The sequence below is a fragment of the Tateyamaria sp. LSS28 genome (assembly GCF_059611725.1).
In genome coordinates this window covers 859,562-877,071 of record NZ_JCAPFI010000001.1, presented here as the reverse complement: position 1 = coordinate 877,071, position 17,510 = coordinate 859,562, and the positions used below count along the sequence as shown (strand labels likewise).

Annotated in this window: 16 protein-coding genes; 10 read left to right on the top strand and 6 right to left on the bottom strand. The window is 59.7% G+C overall.

The genetic code is table 11. The features are described from left to right. Positions 1 to 230: 230 nt before the first annotated feature. From tdh to AC53L6_RS04375, 3 genes are all read right to left on the bottom strand, one after another. Entirely contained in the window at positions 231 to 1,268 is a 1,038-nt protein-coding gene (gene tdh / locus AC53L6_RS04385) for an L-threonine 3-dehydrogenase (protein ID WP_472726566.1), read from the bottom strand. Then, positions 1,268 to 2,452, bottom strand: a complete 1,185-nt coding sequence (locus tag AC53L6_RS04380) for a glycine C-acetyltransferase (protein WP_496906923.1) — start codon at positions 2,450 to 2,452, stop codon at positions 1,268 to 1,270. The genes tdh and AC53L6_RS04380 overlap by 1 nt, the downstream gene beginning before the upstream one ends. 100 nt (positions 2,453 to 2,552) lie before the next feature. Beyond that, positions 2,553 to 3,113, bottom strand: coding sequence for a helix-turn-helix domain-containing protein (locus AC53L6_RS04375; protein ID WP_496906922.1), 561 nt, complete (start codon positions 3,111 to 3,113; stop codon positions 2,553 to 2,555). Positions 3,114 to 3,210: 97 nt separating this feature from the next. On the opposite strand from AC53L6_RS04375, the gene AC53L6_RS04370 reads away from it, so the two are divergent. Continuing rightward, positions 3,211 to 4,392, top strand: a complete 1,182-nt coding sequence (locus AC53L6_RS04370; RefSeq protein ID WP_496906921.1) for an acetyl-CoA C-acyltransferase family protein — start codon at positions 3,211 to 3,213, stop codon at positions 4,390 to 4,392. Between the two features lie 60 nt (positions 4,393 to 4,452). Here AC53L6_RS04370 and ubiB read toward each other — a convergent pair whose 3' ends face one another. After that, a complete protein-coding gene (ubiB, locus tag AC53L6_RS04365) occupies positions 4,453 to 5,985 on the bottom strand; it encodes a 2-polyprenylphenol 6-hydroxylase (protein WP_496906920.1) in 1,533 nt (510 codons plus the stop codon). Positions 5,986 to 6,049: 64 nt separating this feature from the next. Next, entirely contained in the window at positions 6,050 to 6,796 is a 747-nt protein-coding gene (gene ubiE / locus AC53L6_RS04360) for a bifunctional demethylmenaquinone methyltransferase/2-methoxy-6-polyprenyl-1,4-benzoquinol methylase UbiE (protein WP_496906919.1), read from the bottom strand. Positions 6,797 to 6,888: 92 nt separating this feature from the next. Here ubiE and mutM point away from each other — a divergent pair, with 92 nt between their 5' ends. Next, positions 6,889 to 7,740 (top strand): bifunctional DNA-formamidopyrimidine glycosylase/DNA-(apurinic or apyrimidinic site) lyase, encoded by an 852-nt coding sequence (gene mutM / locus AC53L6_RS04355; protein ID WP_496906918.1) that lies wholly within the window; start codon positions 6,889 to 6,891, stop codon positions 7,738 to 7,740. A gap of 65 nt (positions 7,741 to 7,805) precedes the next feature. Next, entirely contained in the window at positions 7,806 to 8,582 is a 777-nt protein-coding gene (locus tag AC53L6_RS04350) for an enoyl-CoA hydratase (protein WP_496906917.1), read from the top strand. 57 nt (positions 8,583 to 8,639) lie between these two features. On the opposite strand, the gene AC53L6_RS04345 is transcribed toward AC53L6_RS04350, so the two are convergent. Beyond that, positions 8,640 to 8,825 (bottom strand): hypothetical protein, encoded by a 186-nt coding sequence (locus AC53L6_RS04345; RefSeq protein ID WP_189367178.1) that lies wholly within the window; start codon positions 8,823 to 8,825, stop codon positions 8,640 to 8,642. 163 nt (positions 8,826 to 8,988) lie between these two features. Here AC53L6_RS04345 and rpsT point away from each other — a divergent pair, with 163 nt between their 5' ends. From rpsT to AC53L6_RS04310, 7 genes are all read left to right on the top strand, one after another. Then, a complete protein-coding gene (gene rpsT, locus AC53L6_RS04340; protein WP_299203452.1) occupies positions 8,989 to 9,252 on the top strand; it encodes a 30S ribosomal protein S20 in 264 nt (87 codons plus the stop codon). A 497-nt stretch (positions 9,253 to 9,749) separates the two neighbouring features. Continuing rightward, complete coding sequence (dnaA, locus tag AC53L6_RS04335; RefSeq protein ID WP_496906916.1) at positions 9,750 to 11,114, top strand: chromosomal replication initiator protein DnaA; 1,365 nt, start codon at positions 9,750 to 9,752, stop codon at positions 11,112 to 11,114. A 170-nt stretch (positions 11,115 to 11,284) separates the two neighbouring features. Next, the gene (gene dnaN, locus AC53L6_RS04330) at positions 11,285 to 12,403 is read left to right on the top strand and encodes a DNA polymerase III subunit beta (RefSeq protein WP_299203446.1); all 1,119 of its coding nucleotides are present in this window, start codon (positions 11,285 to 11,287) and stop codon (positions 12,401 to 12,403) included. A gap of 66 nt (positions 12,404 to 12,469) precedes the next feature. After that, positions 12,470 to 13,570 (top strand): DNA replication/repair protein RecF, encoded by a 1,101-nt coding sequence (recF, locus tag AC53L6_RS04325; RefSeq protein ID WP_496906915.1) that lies wholly within the window; start codon positions 12,470 to 12,472, stop codon positions 13,568 to 13,570. Then, the gene (locus tag AC53L6_RS04320; RefSeq protein ID WP_299203440.1) at positions 13,567 to 14,187 is read left to right on the top strand and encodes a LysE family translocator; all 621 of its coding nucleotides are present in this window, start codon (positions 13,567 to 13,569) and stop codon (positions 14,185 to 14,187) included. Before recF ends, AC53L6_RS04320 begins: the two co-directional genes overlap by 4 nt. 80 nt (positions 14,188 to 14,267) lie before the next feature. Then, the gene (gene gyrB / locus AC53L6_RS04315) at positions 14,268 to 16,685 is read left to right on the top strand and encodes a DNA topoisomerase (ATP-hydrolyzing) subunit B (RefSeq protein WP_496906914.1); all 2,418 of its coding nucleotides are present in this window, start codon (positions 14,268 to 14,270) and stop codon (positions 16,683 to 16,685) included. Between the two features lie 60 nt (positions 16,686 to 16,745). Then, positions 16,746 to 17,435, top strand: coding sequence for a nitroreductase family protein (locus AC53L6_RS04310; protein ID WP_496906913.1), 690 nt, complete (start codon positions 16,746 to 16,748; stop codon positions 17,433 to 17,435). The last annotated feature ends 75 nt before the right edge of the window (positions 17,436 to 17,510 follow it).

Below are 17,510 nucleotides of genomic sequence, written 5' to 3'. Positions count from 1 at the left end.
ACAGCACCACGGATTAACTATTCGAATCAGCTATTTAGGCAGAAGGTTCACGAAACACGCAGTTTCAGCGGCAAAAATACGCAGTTTCGTCAAACCGGTCCGAAACCCATCTGTTTCACCCGTGGCAAAGACCGCAGTTTCACCGTCAAAATGCGCAGTTTCGCCAGAAACAGGGCCACATGCACACCCTGCCGTCCACGCAAATCTCGGATTAACGCAGCGCACGGTGCTCAGGTCCAATCCAGAACAACCTTACCCGAGGACCCCGATTTCATAGCCGCGAACCCGGCCTCAAACTCCGCCGCCTTGAACCGGTGCGTGATGACCCCCGACACATCCAGCCCGTTCTGCAGCATCGCGATCATCTTGTACCATGTCTCGAAAATCTCGCGTCCATAGACACCCTTGATGGTGATGGCCTTGAACACGATCCGGCTCCAATCGACGGGAGATTTTCCGGGCGGAATTCCCAGCATCGCAATGCGGCCACCCATGGTCATCGCCTCGACCATCTGGTCCAACGCGACTTGGTTCCCGGACATCTCAAGGCCAACATCGAACCCCTGCGTCATACCCAGCCCTGACACCACCTCGGCCAGATCCTGATGCCCTACATTGACCGGCACCACGTCCGCGACGTGGGTGGCAAGGCGCAACCGGTCCGGGTTCACATCGGTGATCACCACATGCCGCGCGCCAGCGTGCCGGGCCACGGCAGCGGCCATGATCCCGATCGGACCGGCACCCGTCACCAGCACATCTTCTCCAATCAAATCAAAGGACAAGGCGGTATGCACCGCATTGCCCAACGGGTCCAGAATGGCGCCGATATCGTCGTCGATCTCATCGGGCAAAGGGACTACATTGAACGCAGGCAAGCGCAGATACTCGGCAAAGGCCCCCTGCTCGTTCACCCCGATCCCCCGCGTCGCCGGGTCCAGATGGAACTTGCCCGCTCGGCTCTGGCGGGACGTCTTGCCGATCAGATGCCCCTCACCCGAACAGCGCTGCCCGAGGGCCAGACTATCCACATTCCGACCCATATCCACGATCTCACCCGCGAATTCATGTCCGGTGATCAAAGGCGTCGGAACAGTGGCCGAGGCCCACTCATCCCAGTTCCAGATATGAATATCGGTCCCGCAAATCCCCGTCTTCTTCACCCGGATCAGCACGTCATCATGCCCGATCTCCGGCACCGGCGCCTCGACTGACCACAACCCCTCGCGAGGGTGCGTTTTTTCTAATGCTTTCATGGTGTTACGCATCAGATCACCCCAACGGCCTTGCCAGCCACTTCGAACGCGGCCAGCCCACGATCCAGATCGTCCCGGGTCAAAGCCGCATTCATCTGCGTGCGGATACGCGCCTGCCCGCGCGGCACGACCGGGAAGAAGAAACCCGAGACATAGACCCCCTCGTCAAACAACCGCGCCGCCATATCCTGTGCCAACTGCGCCTCGCCCAACATGACGGGGATGATCGGGTGTTCTCCGGGCAACAACTCGAATCCCAACCGCTCCAGCCCAGCCCGCCAGTAGGCGGCATTGTCGAACAACTGCGCGCGCAAATCGTCGCCCTCCTCCACCAACCGGATCGCTTCGATCCCTGCGGCCACAACTGCGGGCGGCAGGGAATTGGAAAACAGGTAGGGCCGCGCGCGCTGGCGCAACAGGTCAATCACAGGCTGCGGCCCGGCGATGTAGCCACCAATGGACCCGCCCAGCGCCTTGCCCAGCGTGCCTGTCAGAATATCCACGTCCACGCCGGCATGGGCCGGGGTGCCTGCTCCCTTCGGCCCCATGAATCCCGTGGCATGACAATCATCAACCATCACCAACGCGCCAAAATTCCGCGCCAACGCGGTAATCTCGGGCAGTTTCGCCAGATAGCCATCCATGGAGAACACACCATCGGTCGCAATCATGATGTGCCGCGCCCCATCGGCCTTGGCCGCGCGCAACTGCTTTTCCAGAGAGTCCATATCGCTGTTGGCGTAGCGATAGCGTTTCGCCTTGCACAGCCGGATACCATCAATGATCGACGCATGGTTCAGCGCGTCCGAGATGACCGCATCCTCCGGTCCCAAGAGCGGCTCGAACAACCCGCCATTGGCGTCGAAACACGCAGCAAACAGGATCGCATCATCCTTGCCTAGAAAACGGGCCAGACGTTGCTCAAGTTCCCGGTGCAAATCCTGCGTGCCACAGATGAACCGGACCGAGGCCATGCCGAACCCATGCGTGTCCATCGCACCCTTGGCAGCGGCGATCAGATCGGGGTGATCGGCCAGCCCAAGGTAGTTGTTGGCGCACAGGTTCAGCACTTCACGCCCACCCACGTCGATCCGACCACCTTGGGGCGAGGTGATCTCGCGCTCGCGCTTCATCATCCCGTCCGCCTCGATCTGGGCCAGGGTGTCGGTCACATGGGTGAGAAAGGCGTGCGTCATGTCAGATACTCCTTTGCAGGAAAATCTAACATACCGGAGATGATTCCGGTAGAGCGGATTTCATAATTGCGGACAAAAATCCGTGAAAGCGGATTTGTGCCTAGGCGTCCTGCACGACCAGGAATGCGCGTGCGGGCCGATCCGCCTCGATCCGGTGTGGCACATCGGCGGCATAGCGGGCGGTGTCCCCCTGCCCCACCTTCTCGGATGCGCCACCGCTGGTCACACGCAGCTTGCCCTCGATCACGGTCAGATGCTCACGCGCACCACGGGCATGGGACTGGCTGTCCAGCACCCCACCTTCAATGAAACGCAACTCGTATACCTCGTGCCGCCCGGCCTCTTCCGGCGGGCTGAGAATACGAATGGTGCAGCCCGCGCCCCGATTCTCGATGCTTGGCACATCCGCCGTGCGCAGAACTTCGATCCGCTTTGCCGCGCCCTCATCCAACAAGCCCGCAAAATCCACCTGCAAGGCGCGGGTCAGGTTCCAAAGCGTCGCAATCGTGGGCGAGGATTCGCCCCGTTCGATCTGGCTCACCATCGACCGAGACACGCCCGACAGTTTCGCCACCGCGTCCAGGGACAACCCTTGCGCCCGCCGCGCATCCTTCAATCGGGTCGGCAAGAGCGACAATATAGCGTCAGTGTTCTCCGTCATGACGGAGTAGTGCCAATGCCGTTGCGTCCAAGTCAAGCCCAAGGGGCTGACATGCGACCGACCCATCGTCATATCAGGACACAAAGGGAGGATCATCATGACCCAAGACATCGTACTTCTGGACGGCGCACGCACAGCCATCGGCACCTTTGGCGGATTGCTTGCAGGCACCACACCCATTGACCTTGGCACCGTGGCCGCAAAGGCGGCACTTGAACGGTCAGGAGTCGAGGGCGGACAGATTGGCCACGTCGCCTTTGGTCATGTGATCAACACCGAACCACGGGACATGTATCTGAGCCGCGTTGCGGCCATGCAGGCGGGCGTGCCCGACACGACCCCTGCGATGAATGTGAACCGCCTGTGCGGGTCGGGTGTGCAGGCGATCGTGAGCGTGATTCAGTCTCTAATGCTGGGCGATGCTGACTTTGGCCTCGCGGGCGGGGCCGAGAATATGTCGCGCTCCCCCTTCATCGTCCCCAGCCAGCGTTGGGGCGCCAAGATGGGGGACGTGAAAACGCTCGACATGATGCTGGGCGCACTGAACTGCCCCTTTGGCACCGGGCACATGGGTGTGACGGCCGAGAACGTGGCCGCTGAACACGGCATCTCGCGCAACGACCAGGACAGCTTTGCCATGCAAAGCCAGGAGCGTGCGGCAGCCGCCATCGCGGATGGTCGCTTTGCCAGCCAGATCGCGCCGGTCGAAGTGAAGGTCAAGAGCGACACAGTTGCATTTGAAGTCGACGAACATCCCAAAGCGACCAGCATGGAGGCACTGGCTGGGCTGCGCCCGGTGTTCCAGAAGGATGGATCGGTCACGGCGGGCAACGCCTCGGGCATCAATGACGGCGCCGGTGCCGTAGTGCTGGCAACTGCGGACGCCGCCGAAAAGGCAGGTTTGAAACCCAAAGCGCGCATATTGGGCTACGCCCATGCGGGTGTGCGACCCGAAGTCATGGGCATCGGCCCCATCCCAGCCGTCCGCAACCTGCTGGATCGTACGGGCCTGTCGCCCGAGGATTTCGACGTTGTCGAATCCAACGAAGCCTTTGCAGCGCAGGCCTTGGCCGTGTCCAACGATCTGGGCTTTGATCCGGCGCGTGTGAATCCCAACGGCGGCGCGATTGCTTTGGGTCACCCTGTCGGTGCGACCGGTGCAATCATCACTGTGAAAGCTTTGTATGAGCTGGAGCGGATTGGCGGCACCAAAGCGCTGATCACCATGTGCATTGGGGGTGGCCAGGGCATCGCATTGGCGATTGAACGGATCGCTTGAGGCAATGGCGGACTGGGGGCCAGCCCCCAGACCCCCGTCGTATTTTCAGTTAGAAGAAGATCAGAACAGCGTTTCGATCAAGAGGGTCAAACCGCCCCCTGCCAAAAGGCCAATGACCGCCGCCAGTATGATCCAGCGCCAGAAACCGTTGCGCTTTTCCGGGGCGGGATTTGACTGTGCGATCAGCGCTTGCTCGACCAGGCGCGGCAAACGTGGACCAAAACGGGAAAGGACGCGGGCGGTGTTGTACAAATCTTTGACCACTGCGCGGGGTCCGATGGATTTCTGGATGTAGTCCGTCACCACCGGCGACGCGACCTGCCAGATGTTCATGTTCGGGTTCAGGGATCGTGCGACCCCCTCGACCACCACCATGGTGCGTTGCAACAGAATAAGCTCGGTCCGGGTCTCCATGCCGAAGCGTTCTGTCACCTCAAAAAGGTAGGCCAGCAGCCTGCCCATCGAGATTTTGGACGCGTCCATGCCAAAGATCGGCTCACCCACTGCGCGCAAGGCGCGGGCGAATTCATCAACGTCCTTGTCGGCAGGCACATAACCGGCTTCGAAATGCACCTCGGCCACGCGCTTGTAGTCCTTGCGGATGAAGCCAAAGAGGATCTGGGCATAGACGCGGCGGGTATATTCATCGATGTGTCCCATGATCCCGAAATCGTAGGCGATGATGTCCCCGTTGGGCGCAACCTTGAGGTTGCCCTGGTGCATGTCGGCGTGGAAGTACCCATCGCGAAGCGCGTGCAAAAGGAACAGTTTGAGCACACGTTCGCTTAGGTCGACGCGGTCGTGTCCCGCCGCATCTATGGCATCATTGTCGCCCATGGGCACACCGTCCGCCCATTCGAGCGTCATGACCCGGCGGCCCGAATACTCCCACCGGATCTTGGGCAAAGCAAATCCGTCATCCTTTTCGGTGTTGGCCGCGAATTCACCAGCGGCCGAGGATTCGAGGCGCAGGTCCAGCTCTCCCTGCACAACGCCGTCGAAATGCGCGATCACGTCCATCGGCTTGAGGCGGCGCGCGGCGGGAGCAAACAGCTCGACGATCTTGGCCGCAAAATAGAAGGCGTCGATATCCTTCTGGAACGCCTTTTCGATGCCCGGGCGCAGGACCTTGACCGCGACGAACCTGTCCTCGTCCGCCAGCTTGGCCTTGTGCACTTGCGCGATGGAGGCCGCGGCAACCGGTTCGCTGAATTCGGAGAACAGCGTGTCGGTCGACACGCCCAGCTCGCGCTCAACCTCGGCCTTGGCATCAGTGGCCGCGAAGGGGGGCAGCTTGTCTTGCAGAACACGCAATTGAACAGCCAGTTCGTCACCCACCACGTCGGGCCGGGTCGACAGGATCTGGCCGAATTTGATGTAGGCCGGGCCCAGCGCCGTCAGAGCGCGAATGGCTGGCGGCATCGACGGATCGCCCTTGTAGCCCAGCCAGCGGAAGGGCTTGGCCATGGCCTTGGCGACGAAGCGCAGGACGGGAGGAGCTTCGAAGGCATCAAGCACGACGTTCATGGCCCCAGCCCGTTCAAGGGTCGCGCCTGTTCGGATCAGGCGGATGATATTGTGCGGACCTCTCATGGGTTTGTCCCCGCGGGGACACTTGCGCTTAACGCAATTTTAACCACAAGATATTGAAAAATCATCAGATTTTCCACCCGGAGTGCAGGCAGGCGACGCCCATCGTCAGATTGCGGTACTTGGCGTTCTCGAAACCGGCATCCCTTATCATGGACAGGAAGGTGTCCTGATCCGGGAACTTGCGGATGGACTCTACGAGGTACTGGTAGCTGTCGCGGTCATTCGCGATTATCTGGCCCATGCGGGGGATCACGTTGAAGCTGTAGAGGTCATAGAGCTTCTGCATGCCTTCATTCGGCAGCTGGCTGAACTCCAGCACCATCAGGCGACCGCCGGGTTTCAACACGCGATAGGCTTCGGCCAGCGCATCCTGTGGGCGGGTCACGTTCCGAATGCCGAAGCTGATGGTGTAGACGTCGAACGTGTTGTCCTCGAACGGCAGGGCCATTGCATCACCCACCACCCAATCAAGGCTGTCGGCCATCTTGTCCGCCTCGGCCCGCTTGCGGCCTTCGACCAGCATGGGTTCGGTCAGGTCCAGCACAGTGGCATGGCCGTGGCCTGCACGTTTGAGAAACTTGAACGAGATATCGCCGGTGCCGCCCGCCACATCGAGCAGCTTTTGGCCTGGGCGCGGGGCCAACCAATCCATCATCGCCTCTTTCCAGATGCGGTGGATGCCGACGCTCATCACGTCGTTCATAATGTCGTATTTGCTGGCGACCGAGTTGAAGACCCCCTGAACACGCCCGGCCTTTTCCCCCTCGGGAACGGTTTCAAACCCGAAATGCGTGGTTTTGTCATCGGTCATGGGAAGAGGCGTCTTTCTGTTTTGTCAGGCCTTGTTATAGGCCGCTCGCAGGCATACACAACGTAGCCCAATTGCCGCAGGGAGCAGCGCACATGCCCGAACTGCCCGAAGTTGAAACTGTCCGCCGGGGATTGGCCCCGACGATGGAGGGCGCTGTGATTGCGCGGGCCGATGTGAACCGACCTGATCTGAGGTGGCCGTTTCCGGCCGGGATGGCCGAGCGGTTGAGTGGGCAGCAGGTGCTAGGGTTGCGGCGGCGGTCGAAGTATATTTTGGCTGATCTGGCTTCTGGCGAGACGTTGCTGATCCATCTGGGGATGTCGGGACGGATGCTTGTCTCTGGCGATCCGCTTGGGCAGTTCGTGCATGAGCACCCGGCTGCAGAGAAACATGATCATGTTGTCCTGCATATGGACAACGGGGCGCGCATCACCTTCAACGATCCGCGGCGGTTTGGGGCGATGGATTTGCTGGATACCGCCACGGCCGATCAGCACAAGCTGCTGGCCGTGCTGGGGCCGGAGCCGTTGGGCAATGCATTCAACGAGGATCATCTGGTGGCGGCGTTCGAGGGCAAGAACACGCCTGTGAAATCAGCGCTGCTGGATCAGAGAATCGTCGCAGGATTGGGCAATATCTATGTCTGCGAGGCGCTTTACCGGGCTGGTATCTCGCCGACGCGAAAGGCGGGGCGGATTTCCAAGCAACGTGTCGCGGCCCTTGTCCCGATCATTCGGGACGTGCTGGCCGAAGCGATTGAGGCCGGTGGTTCATCCCTGCGCGATTTCCGCCAAGCCGATGGAGAGCTTGGGTATTTTCAACATCGGTTTGATGTTTACGGGCGTGAGGGGGAACCTTGCCGCACCCCGGGGTGTTCCCACGAGGTGACGCGCATTGTGCAGTCAGGGCGGTCGTCTTTCTACTGCAGGTCGTGCCAATCTTAGCTTGAAACGGCCCCCGCCCGTGATAAGCGTTACCACTTGAAACACAACAAACCAAAGGCAGACCCATGGCCTATGAGACGATCATCGTCGAAATAGAAGACCACATCGCGAAGGTCACCCTGAACCGTCCCGATGCGCTGAATGCCCTGAATGATCAACTGATGTCAGAACTGGCCGACGCGATGGGCGGGTGCCAGACCAATGACAAGGTGCGCTGCATCGTCATCACCGGGTCGGAAAAGGCGTTCGCCGCCGGGGCCGACATTGCGATGATGAAGGACAAATCGTACACTGAGGTGTTCACCGAGGATCTGTTTGGCCCGGAAACAGATGCGATTGTGCGCGTCCGCAAGCCGGTCATCGCTGCCGTCAGCGGCTATGCCCTGGGCGGCGGGTGCGAGCTGGCGATGATGTGCGATTTCATCATTGCGTCCGACACCGCCAAGTTCGGTCAGCCCGAGATCAACCTGGGTGTGATGGCCGGCATCGGCGGGACACAGCGCCTGACCCGTGCCGTGGGCAAGGCCAAGGCGATGGACATGAACCTGACAGGCCGCTTCATGGATGCGGAAGAGGCCGAGCGATCCGGGCTGGTCAGCCGCGTGGTCCCAGCCAAAAAGCTGATGGACGAAGCAATGAGCGCGGCCGAAAAGATCGCCGAGAAGTCGATGATTTCCGTTATGGCCGTCAAGGAAGCCGTGAACCGGTCGTTCGAGACACCGCTGCGCGAGGGCCTGCTGTTCGAACGCCGCGTGTTCCATTCGCTCTTTGCCACTGAGGACCAGAAGGAAGGCATGACTGCGTTCCTGGAAAAACGCGAAGCGCAATTCCGCGACCGGTAAGCTCCGTGCAGGATGACATTACATCACCCTGCACAGGCTGTCGTTTCATGGTGCACGTTATTTCTGGTTGGCGCCCCTGATCAGGCGAATCGATGCACGGACTTTGCGCCAGTCTTGCGCCTCGTTCATTTTCCCGGCTTCGATTGCAATCCGTTCGCGTTGCGCAACCTCGGCTTCGGCCTTGTCACCATGGGCGCGATACAGGGCATGCGCATACTGAGAAGTGGCCAAGGGTTGTGTCATGTCGTCCTCCGTCAGATTCTCGCTATGGTGGACCATAGCACATCGCGACGGCGTTTTCTTGATTCAAAGCAAGTGTACTGGACAGGCCGTTGACTCTGGTTTGCAAACGGCCTATCTGCGCGGCTTCTGAAACTACCGCACCAATAGATTGGGACGAGATAACATGGCAAATTCGCCTCAGGCCAAGAAGCGGGCCCGTCAAAACGAAAAACGCTTCCAAGTGAACAAGGCGCGCCGGTCGCGCATTCGCACATATCTGCGCCAGGTCGAAGAGGCGATTGCCTCGGGTGACAAAGACGCTGCATCTGCAGCCCTGAAAGTCGCACAGCCTGAACTGATGCGTGGTGTCACCAAGGGTGTTTATCACAAGAACACCGCATCGCGCAAAATGTCGCGCCTATCAGCACGGGTAAAAGCACTGGGATAATTCCCCCAATGCACGAAGACACGAAGCGTCGCAATTTTGCGGCGCTTTTTTTGTTTTTCCTATGAAAACAAGGGACGCAGAGATTCTTTTTTCAGAATCGCTGAGTCAAGTTTTAAGTTCTGTGGACGGCGCGCTCACGAACTTGCTACCAACCTAGGGCGAGTCGTGAGACCGCCTTGGGGGGACAGGCCAGAGACCATTGTGCACGGTACGTACACGGTATCTGGGTAGGGGATGACACAAGTTGTCTGATCCGATTTTGAGCATGGTGTCTGCCATTGCCCGACCTGTCAGAAATATTTGGTGTGCGGACGGCACGTGCGGAAAACCCGGCTAACACGGGAGCGGCATGTGCCACATCTGTAAATATCCGAATGGATCAAAGCTACGCCGTTGGCAGTGGCCGTGTTTTGATCATCCTGAGACTTGGTGCGGGCTGACCCGGCGAGCCGAAGATCGCCGGAGTATGAAATGGCAGAAGGGACGGTTGGTAGCGTATGACACAAGAAAAATGGGGACAGCTGAGACAACGGCTGCTCAAGACGGTAGGCCAAAACAACTACAAGACATGGATCGAGCCGCTGCAGTTTCGAGGACTGCAAGACGGTATTGCGACGTTCGACGTTCCCACGAACTTCATGGGGAACTACGTGAGCCAGAATTTCTCTGATCTTATCCTGCACGAGTTGAAGTCCGAGGATGACAGCATTCGCCGCCTGAGCTTTGCAGTCGCCGCCAATTCCCAAAGCCGCCCATCAGCCGTGGATACCCCGATGACCGAACCCGCCATGCCCACCGCTGGGAAATCGACCCGCGCGGCCCTGTCCGCCGCACCGCTGGACAAACGCTTTACCTTTGACAGCTTCGTCGTCGGCAAACCCAACGAATTGGCCCATGCCGCAGCCAAGCGCGTTGCCGAAGGTGGCCCTGTTACCTTCAACCCGCTGTTTCTGTACGGCGGCGTCGGTTTGGGTAAAACGCACCTCATGCACGCCATCGCGTGGGAGCTTCAAACCCGCCGTCCGGACCTGAATGTCCTGTACCTGTCGGCAGAGCAGTTCATGTACCGCTTCGTGCAGGCCCTGCGCGACCGCAAGATGATGGACTTCAAGGAAATGTTCCGCTCTGTAGACGTGCTGATGGTGGACGACGTCCAGTTCATCGCCGGCAAGGACAGCACGCAGGAAGAATTCTTTCACACGTTCAACGCGCTTGTGGACCAGAACAAGCAGATCATCATCAGCGCCGACCGCGCCCCGGGCGAGATCAAGGACCTGGAAGAGCGCGTGAAGTCCCGCCTGCAATGCGGGCTGGTCGTTGACCTGCACCCGACCGACTACGAACTGCGTCTTGGCATCCTGCAGTCGAAGGTCGAACAGCAGATGGCCACCTATCCGGACCTCAAGGTCGAGGATGGTGTGCTGGAGTTCCTCGCTCACCGCATCTCGACCAACGTGCGCGTTCTCGAAGGTGCACTGACGCGTTTGTTTGCCTTTGCATCCCTTGTCGGGCGCAAGATCGATATGGACCTGACGCAGGATTGTCTGGCGGACGTGCTGCGCGCATCCGAGCGCAAGATCACGGTCGAGGAAATCCAGCGCAAGGTGTCCGAACACTACAACATCCGTCTGTCCGACATGATTGGCCCCAAGCGTCTGCGCGCCTATGCCCGCCCACGTCAGGTGGCGATGTATCTGGCCAAGCACATGACATCCCGCAGCCTGCCCGAGATTGGCCGCCGTTTCGGCGGACGCGACCACACCACTGTCATGCATGGTGTGCGCCGTATCGAAGAGCTGAAGCAGTCGGATGGTCAGATTGCCGAGGATTTGGAGCTGCTGCGCCGGTCGCTCGAAGCGTAAAGCTGCCGCATTTGAATCACAGGGCGTCCTTTTGGGGGCGCCCTTTTTCGTTTTCGCGGGCGCCGTGCCTTGACGCCGCCGCGCAGGCACCCGACAAGCAATAAAGTGCTTGTGAAGTGCAGCGGTTGGGCTAGTCTGCCCGTCCCGGTGCCAAGGTGGGGAGACGGACCATGAAGATCAGTGTCGAACGCGGTGTGCTGCTGAAAGCGGTGAGCCAGGCCCAATCCGTGGTTGAGCGTCGCAACACCATTCCGATCCTTGCCAACGTGCTGATCGAAGCCGAAGGGTCTGATGTGACGTTCCGCGCGACCGATCTGGATATCGAGGTGGTCGACAAGGCCCCCGCCCAAGTGGAACGCGCCGGGGCCACGACCGTGGCGGCGACGACCCTGCACGAGATCGTGCGTAAATTGCCCGATGGGGCGCTTGTCACCTTGTCTGCTGATACCGCCGCTGGCCGCTTGACGGTCGAAGCCGGACGCTCGAACTTTTCCCTCGCGACCCTGCCCAAGGAAGATTTTCCGGTCATGGCGTCGTCTGAATACGCCTCGAACTTCTCGGTCGACGCGCCAAAGCTGCGCCGCCTGTTCGACAAATCGAAATTTGCAATCTCGACCGAAGAGACGCGATACTACCTGAACGGGGTCTACATGCACATCGCGGATGGCGATGACGGCAAAGCCCTGCGCTGCGTGGCCACCGACGGCCACCGTCTGGCCCGCATTGACAGCGAATTGCCTGATGGGGCGGCTGACATGCCCGGCGTGATCGTCCCGCGCAAGACCGTGGGTGAGCTGCGCAAGCTGCTGGACGATGATGACATGAAAATCGCCGTGTCGGTGTCGGAAACCAAAGTACGCTTTGCCACGCCGGACATCACGCTGACATCGAAGGTGATCGACGGCACTTTCCCCGACTACACGCGCGTCATTCCCGTGGGCAACACCCGCAAGATGGAAGTGGATGCCTCGGATTTTGCCAAGGCTGTGGACCGTGTGGCAACCGTGTCATCCGAACGCTCGCGTGCGGTGAAGCTGCAACTGGATGAGGACCGGCTGGTTCTGTCCGTGAATGCGCCTGACAGCGGGGCCGCCGAGGAAGAGTTGGCCGTGGCCTATGGGGACGAGCGGCTCGAGATCGGGTTCAACGCGAAGTACTTGCTTGAGATTGCATCCCAGGTAGATCGCGAGAATGCGGTGTTCATGTTCAACTCCTCGGGCGATCCGACCCTGATGCGCGAAGGCACGGACCAGTCGGCGGTTTACGTCGTCATGCCGATGCGTGTCTAAGATCTTTCGGCGAAAAATCTTGCCTCCGGCGGTGGTATTTTCAGTCAGAAGAAACGAGGGACAGTCATGACGCTGTCCCTTTCTGCTTTGACCCTGTCGCATTTCCGCTCGCACAAATTGGCGCGGCTGGAATTGGATGCACGTCCTGTGGCGATTTTTGGGCCGAATGGGGCGGGCAAGACCAATATTCTCGAGGCCGTATCCCTGTTTTCACCGGGTCGGGGCCTGCGTCGGTCTTCGGCAGAGGATATGACCCGGCGGCCCGAGGCCCTTGGTTGGAAGCTGTCCGGTGTTCTGCAATCTCTGCAGCAGGTGCACGAGGTCGAGACGTGGTCCGAAGGTGGGGCCGCACGGCAGGTGAAGATTGATGGTAAGGCTGCGCCTCAGACTGCTTTGGGCCGAATTGCGCGCGTGTTGTGGCTGATCCCCTCCATGGATCGCCTTTGGATCGAAGGGGCTGAGGGACGGCGGCGGTTTCTGGATCGGATGACCCTGTCTTTTACCCCCGATCATGCGCAGATGTCGTTGGAGTATGAAAAAGCCATGCGCGAGCGGAATCGCCTGCTCAAAGACATGGTGCGTGATCCGCATTGGTATGCGGCGCTGGAACAGCGCATGGCTGAAACGAGCACCGCCATTCATGCCAACCGATTGCGCGCGCTGGATGCGCTGGCAGACGCACAAGGCGGTGCACAGACAGCATTTCCTGCGGCGGATTTGACCTTGCAACCGGGTGAACTGGGGATGCCCGAAACCGTCGAGGATATGCGCACCGCTTTGGCGGATGGACGCAACCGTGATCTGGCTGCCGGGCGTACGTTGCTTGGGACACATCGTGCGGACTTATACGGCGTCTATGCAACCAAGGACGTGCCCGCCAAGGACTGTTCGACCGGCGAACAGAAGGCATTGCTGGTGTCCCTGATCCTGGCCAATGCGCGTGCGTTGGCACAGGACTTTGGCGCGCCACCGCTGTTGCTGCTGGACGAGGTCGCCGCGCATCTGGACGCGAACCGGCGGGCCGCACTTTATGACGAGATTTGTGCGCTGGGTGCGCAGGCGTGGATGACGGGGACGGAAACGGAACTCTTCGACAGCCTGGGTGAGCGGGCGCAATATGTCGAAGTGACCGAAGCGGATGGTGTCAGCACGGTGAGCAGGCCATGACGCTGACCGGGTGGGACCTTGCCTTGTATGCAGGTGCGCTGGCCGTGTTGTTCCTGACGCCCGGGCCCGTCTGGGTTGGACTGATCGCGCGCAGCTTGTCAGGCGGCTTTCAAGCGGCGTGGCCTCTGGCTTTGGGCGTCGTGGTTGGCGATGTGCTGTGGTCACTTCTGGCCATCTTCGGGATCACCTGGATCCTGTCGATCTATGGCGGCTTTCTGGGTGTCTTGAAGTGGGTTGCCGCGGGGATTTTTCTGCTGATGGGCGCGCTCGTGATACGCTCAGCGGACAAGAGCATCGGAACTGACAATCGCCTCACACGCCCCGGCATGTGGGCCGGGTTTCTGGCCGGGCTGGCGGTGATCCTGGGCAATCCGAAGGCTGTTCTGTTCTACATGGGCATGCTGCCGGGGTTCTTTGATCTGACGCGGCTGACAGCGTGGGACGTGGTGACCATCGTGGTCCTGTCAATGATCGTGCCGTTGCTTGGGAACCTCGCCATGGCCCTGTTCATCGACCGCGCACGACGGATGGTATCATCGCCCAATGCGTTACGCCGGATGAACCTGATCGCAGGTGCTTTGCTGATCTGCGTAGGCCTGATCATCCCCCTGACCTGACACGCAAAATCTTGTGTCACTTGCGTGACATCCCCCCTGAAAAACCGTATATTTAGCGCAACCACTCAAGGGGCCCATAAATGGCAGATAACGAGCAAACCCCCGAAGACTACGGCGCGGATTCTATCAAAGTTCTCAAAGGCTTGGAAGCGGTACGGAAGCGTCCGGGCATGTATATCGGTGACACCGATGACGGCAGCGGTCTGCACCACATGGTGTACGAGGTTGTCGACAACGGCATTGACGAGGCGTTGGCAGGTCATGCGGACGCCGTGACGGTCACGATTCACGCGGATTCTTCGGTGTCTGTCAGCGACAACGGGCGTGGGATTCCGGTGGGGATTCACGAAGAAGAGGGCGTGTCTGCGGCCGAAGTCATCATGACCCAACTGCACGCGGGCGGGAAGTTTGACAGCAACTCCTACAAGGTGTCGGGCGGCCTTCACGGCGTTGGTGTGTCAGTGGTGAACGCGCTGTCGGTCGAGCTTGACCTGCGCATCTGGCGCGATGGCAAGGAACACGTGGCGCACTTTGCCCATGGCGACACCGTTGAGCATCTCAAGGTTGTGGGCGACGCGGGCGGGCGCACAGGTACCGAAGTGCGGTTCCTTGCATCGACCGACACGTTCTCGAACCTCGACTATTCCTTCGATACACTTGAGAAGCGCTTGCGCGAACTGGCATTTCTGAACTCGGGTGTGCGCATCATTCTGATTGATGAACGGCCCATCGAACATCTGCGGTCCGAGCTGTTCTACGAGGGCGGCGTCAGGGAATTCGTCAAATACCTCGACCGGCACAAGTCCTCAGTCATGCCCGAACCAATTTTCATTAACGGTGAAAAGGACGACATCGGCGTCGAAGTCGCGATGTGGTGGAACGACAGCTACCACGAGAACGTCCTGCCGTTCACCAACAACATCCCGCAACGCGATGGCGGCACGCATATGGCTGGCTTTCGCGGCGCGCTGACGCGGACGATCAACAACTATGCGCAGTCCAGCGGCATCGCCAAGAAAGAGAAGGTGAACTTTACCGGCGATGACGCCCGCGAGGGGCTGACCTGCGTACTGTCCGTCAAAGTGCCCGACCCGAAATTCTCGTCCCAGACGAAGGACAAGCTGGTGTCGTCCGAAGTGCGTCCGGCGGTCGAAGGGCTGGTAAACGAAAAACTGGCCGAATGGTTCGAAGAGAATCCGAACGAAGCGCGGATCATCGTTGGCAAGATCATCGAAGCCGCACTCGCCCGTGAAGCGGCCCGTAAAGCGCGCGAACTGACGCGGCGCAAGAACCCGATGGACATGAACTTCCTGAGCTCGAAGCTGAAGGATTGTTCCGACAAGAACCCGGCCAACACCGAGGTTTTCCTGGTCGAGGGTGACAGTGCCGGCGGATCGGCCCAGACGGGTCGGGACCGCAAGACGCAAGCCATTCTGCCGCTCAAAGGGAAAATCCTGAATGTTGAGCGTGCCCGTTTCGACCGGATGCTGAGTTCGCAGGAAATCGGCAACATGGTGATGGCGCTGGGCACCGGCATTGGCCGGGACGAATTCGACATCTCCAAACTGCGCTACCACAAGATCGTCATCATGACGGATGCTGACGTGGACGGTGCACATATCCGGACGCTGCTGCTCACGTTCTTCTATCGTCAGATGCCAGAGCTGATCGAGGGCGGGTATCTCTACATCGCGCAACCGCCGCTTTACAAAGTCGCGCGTGGCAAGTCCGAAGTGTACCTCAAGGACGAGGCCGAGATGCAGGATTATCTGGTCCAGCAGGGCATCGACGGGGCCATGTTGCGCCAAGGCAATGGCGAGGAAGTCGTAGGTCAGGACCTTGTCCGCGTGGTCGAAGAAGCGCGGCAATTGAAACGTGTGCTGCAAGCCTTCCCGACCCATTACCCACGCCATATTCTGGAACAGGCCGCTATCGCAGGCGCGTTTGTACCCGGTGCCGTAGACGCCGACCTGCAAGGTGTGGCTGACAAGGTGGCAAAACGGCTGGATCTGATCGCGCTTGAATGGGAACGCGGCTGGCAAGGTCGGATCACTCAGGACAAGGGCGTGCGTCTGGCACGTATCCTGCGCGGTGTGGAAGAGGTCCGCACGCTGGACGGCCCAATGCTGCGGTCAGGTGAGGCGCGCAAGACCGGGTCGTTCACCGAAGGGCTGCAAGACGTCTATGGCACCCCGGCCACCCTGATCCGCAAGGACCGCGTCCAGTCGATCATGGGACCGATGGACCTGCTGAATGCCATCCTGGAAGAAGGCGAACGCGGACTGTCCCTGCAACGCTACAAAGGTCTGGGCGAGATGAACCCCGATCAGCTGTGGGAAACCACACTGGACCCCGATGCGCGCACATTGTTGCAGGTAAAGGTCGACGATATGGCCGAGGCCGACGATTTGTTCACCAAGCTGATGGGCGATGTGGTGGAACCGCGCCGCGAGTTCATCCAGAAGAACGCACTGAGCGTCGAGAATCTGGATTTCTAGACACCCGCCCGGCGGTGGCGCTGCCCTCCGTGCTTTGTAGATACGACCGAAAGCCAGGATATGTTTTCTAAGGAAAAACTGGAATACCGCCAACTTCCCTTGCCTGACCGGCAAGAATTCGACGATGCCGAGATGCTGCGCCGCGTTGAGGAGTTTCGTGATTTCATGGCCCAGCGCCACACGGTGCGGGACTACTCCACGCGACCGGTGGTCCAAGAAGTGATCGAAGCTTGTGTGGCAGCAGCGGGTACAGCACCCTCGGGTGCCAACCACCAGCCTTGGCATTTCGTGGCCATCAGCGATCTCGCTATCAAGCGTCAGATCCGCGAAGCGGCAGAAGAAGAAGAGCGCAAGTTCTATGACGGGGGTGCAAGCGACGAATGGATCAAGGCACTGGAACCCATTGGCACCAATGCTGATAAGCCGCACCTTGAGGATGCGCCTTGGCTGATCGTGGTCTTTGCCCAGCGCTATGGCACATTCGATGACGGCACGCGGTACAAGAATTACTACGTCCCCGAAAGCGTCGGCATTGCGACTGGCATGCTGCTGACGGCCCTACACACGGCGGGACTGGTGACGCTGACCCACACACCAAACCCGATGAAATTCCTGGGCGATCTGCTGGGCCGACCAGACAGTGAAAAGGCCACGATGATCATTGCGGTCGGCCATGCATCTGACGATGCCACGGTGCCTGCCGTCGCCAAGATCAAGAAGCCGCTGGACGAAATCCTGTCCGTCCGCTGACCGCGCCATTCTTGTTTCGTTAACCTGCCCCATTTCTGCCGCCAATTCGCGTCAGGATAGAAGCTATTGATTTGA

Coding starts and splice junctions, on each gene's coding strand:
- tdh (WP_472726566.1), bottom strand. CDS start 1,268: ATGCGTAACACCATGAAAGCATTAGAAAAAACGCACCCTCGCGAGGGG.
- AC53L6_RS04380 (WP_496906923.1), bottom strand. CDS start 2,452: ATGACGCACGCCTTTCTCACCCATGTGACCGACACCCTGGCCCAGATC.
- AC53L6_RS04375 (WP_496906922.1), bottom strand. CDS start 3,113: ATGACGGAGAACACTGACGCTATATTGTCGCTCTTGCCGACCCGATTG.
- AC53L6_RS04370 (WP_496906921.1), top strand. CDS start 3,211: ATGACCCAAGACATCGTACTTCTGGACGGCGCACGCACAGCCATCGGC.
- ubiB (WP_496906920.1), bottom strand. CDS start 5,985: ATGAGAGGTCCGCACAATATCATCCGCCTGATCCGAACAGGCGCGACC.
- ubiE (WP_496906919.1), bottom strand. CDS start 6,796: ATGACCGATGACAAAACCACGCATTTCGGGTTTGAAACCGTTCCCGAG.
- mutM (WP_496906918.1), top strand. CDS start 6,889: ATGCCCGAACTGCCCGAAGTTGAAACTGTCCGCCGGGGATTGGCCCCG.
- AC53L6_RS04350 (WP_496906917.1), top strand. CDS start 7,806: ATGGCCTATGAGACGATCATCGTCGAAATAGAAGACCACATCGCGAAG.
- AC53L6_RS04345 (WP_189367178.1), bottom strand. CDS start 8,825: ATGACACAACCCTTGGCCACTTCTCAGTATGCGCATGCCCTGTATCGC.
- rpsT (WP_299203452.1), top strand. CDS start 8,989: ATGGCAAATTCGCCTCAGGCCAAGAAGCGGGCCCGTCAAAACGAAAAA.
- dnaA (WP_496906916.1), top strand. CDS start 9,750: ATGACACAAGAAAAATGGGGACAGCTGAGACAACGGCTGCTCAAGACG.
- dnaN (WP_299203446.1), top strand. CDS start 11,285: ATGAAGATCAGTGTCGAACGCGGTGTGCTGCTGAAAGCGGTGAGCCAG.
- recF (WP_496906915.1), top strand. CDS start 12,470: ATGACGCTGTCCCTTTCTGCTTTGACCCTGTCGCATTTCCGCTCGCAC.
- AC53L6_RS04320 (WP_299203440.1), top strand. CDS start 13,567: ATGACGCTGACCGGGTGGGACCTTGCCTTGTATGCAGGTGCGCTGGCC.
- gyrB (WP_496906914.1), top strand. CDS start 14,268: ATGGCAGATAACGAGCAAACCCCCGAAGACTACGGCGCGGATTCTATC.
- AC53L6_RS04310 (WP_496906913.1), top strand. CDS start 16,746: ATGTTTTCTAAGGAAAAACTGGAATACCGCCAACTTCCCTTGCCTGAC.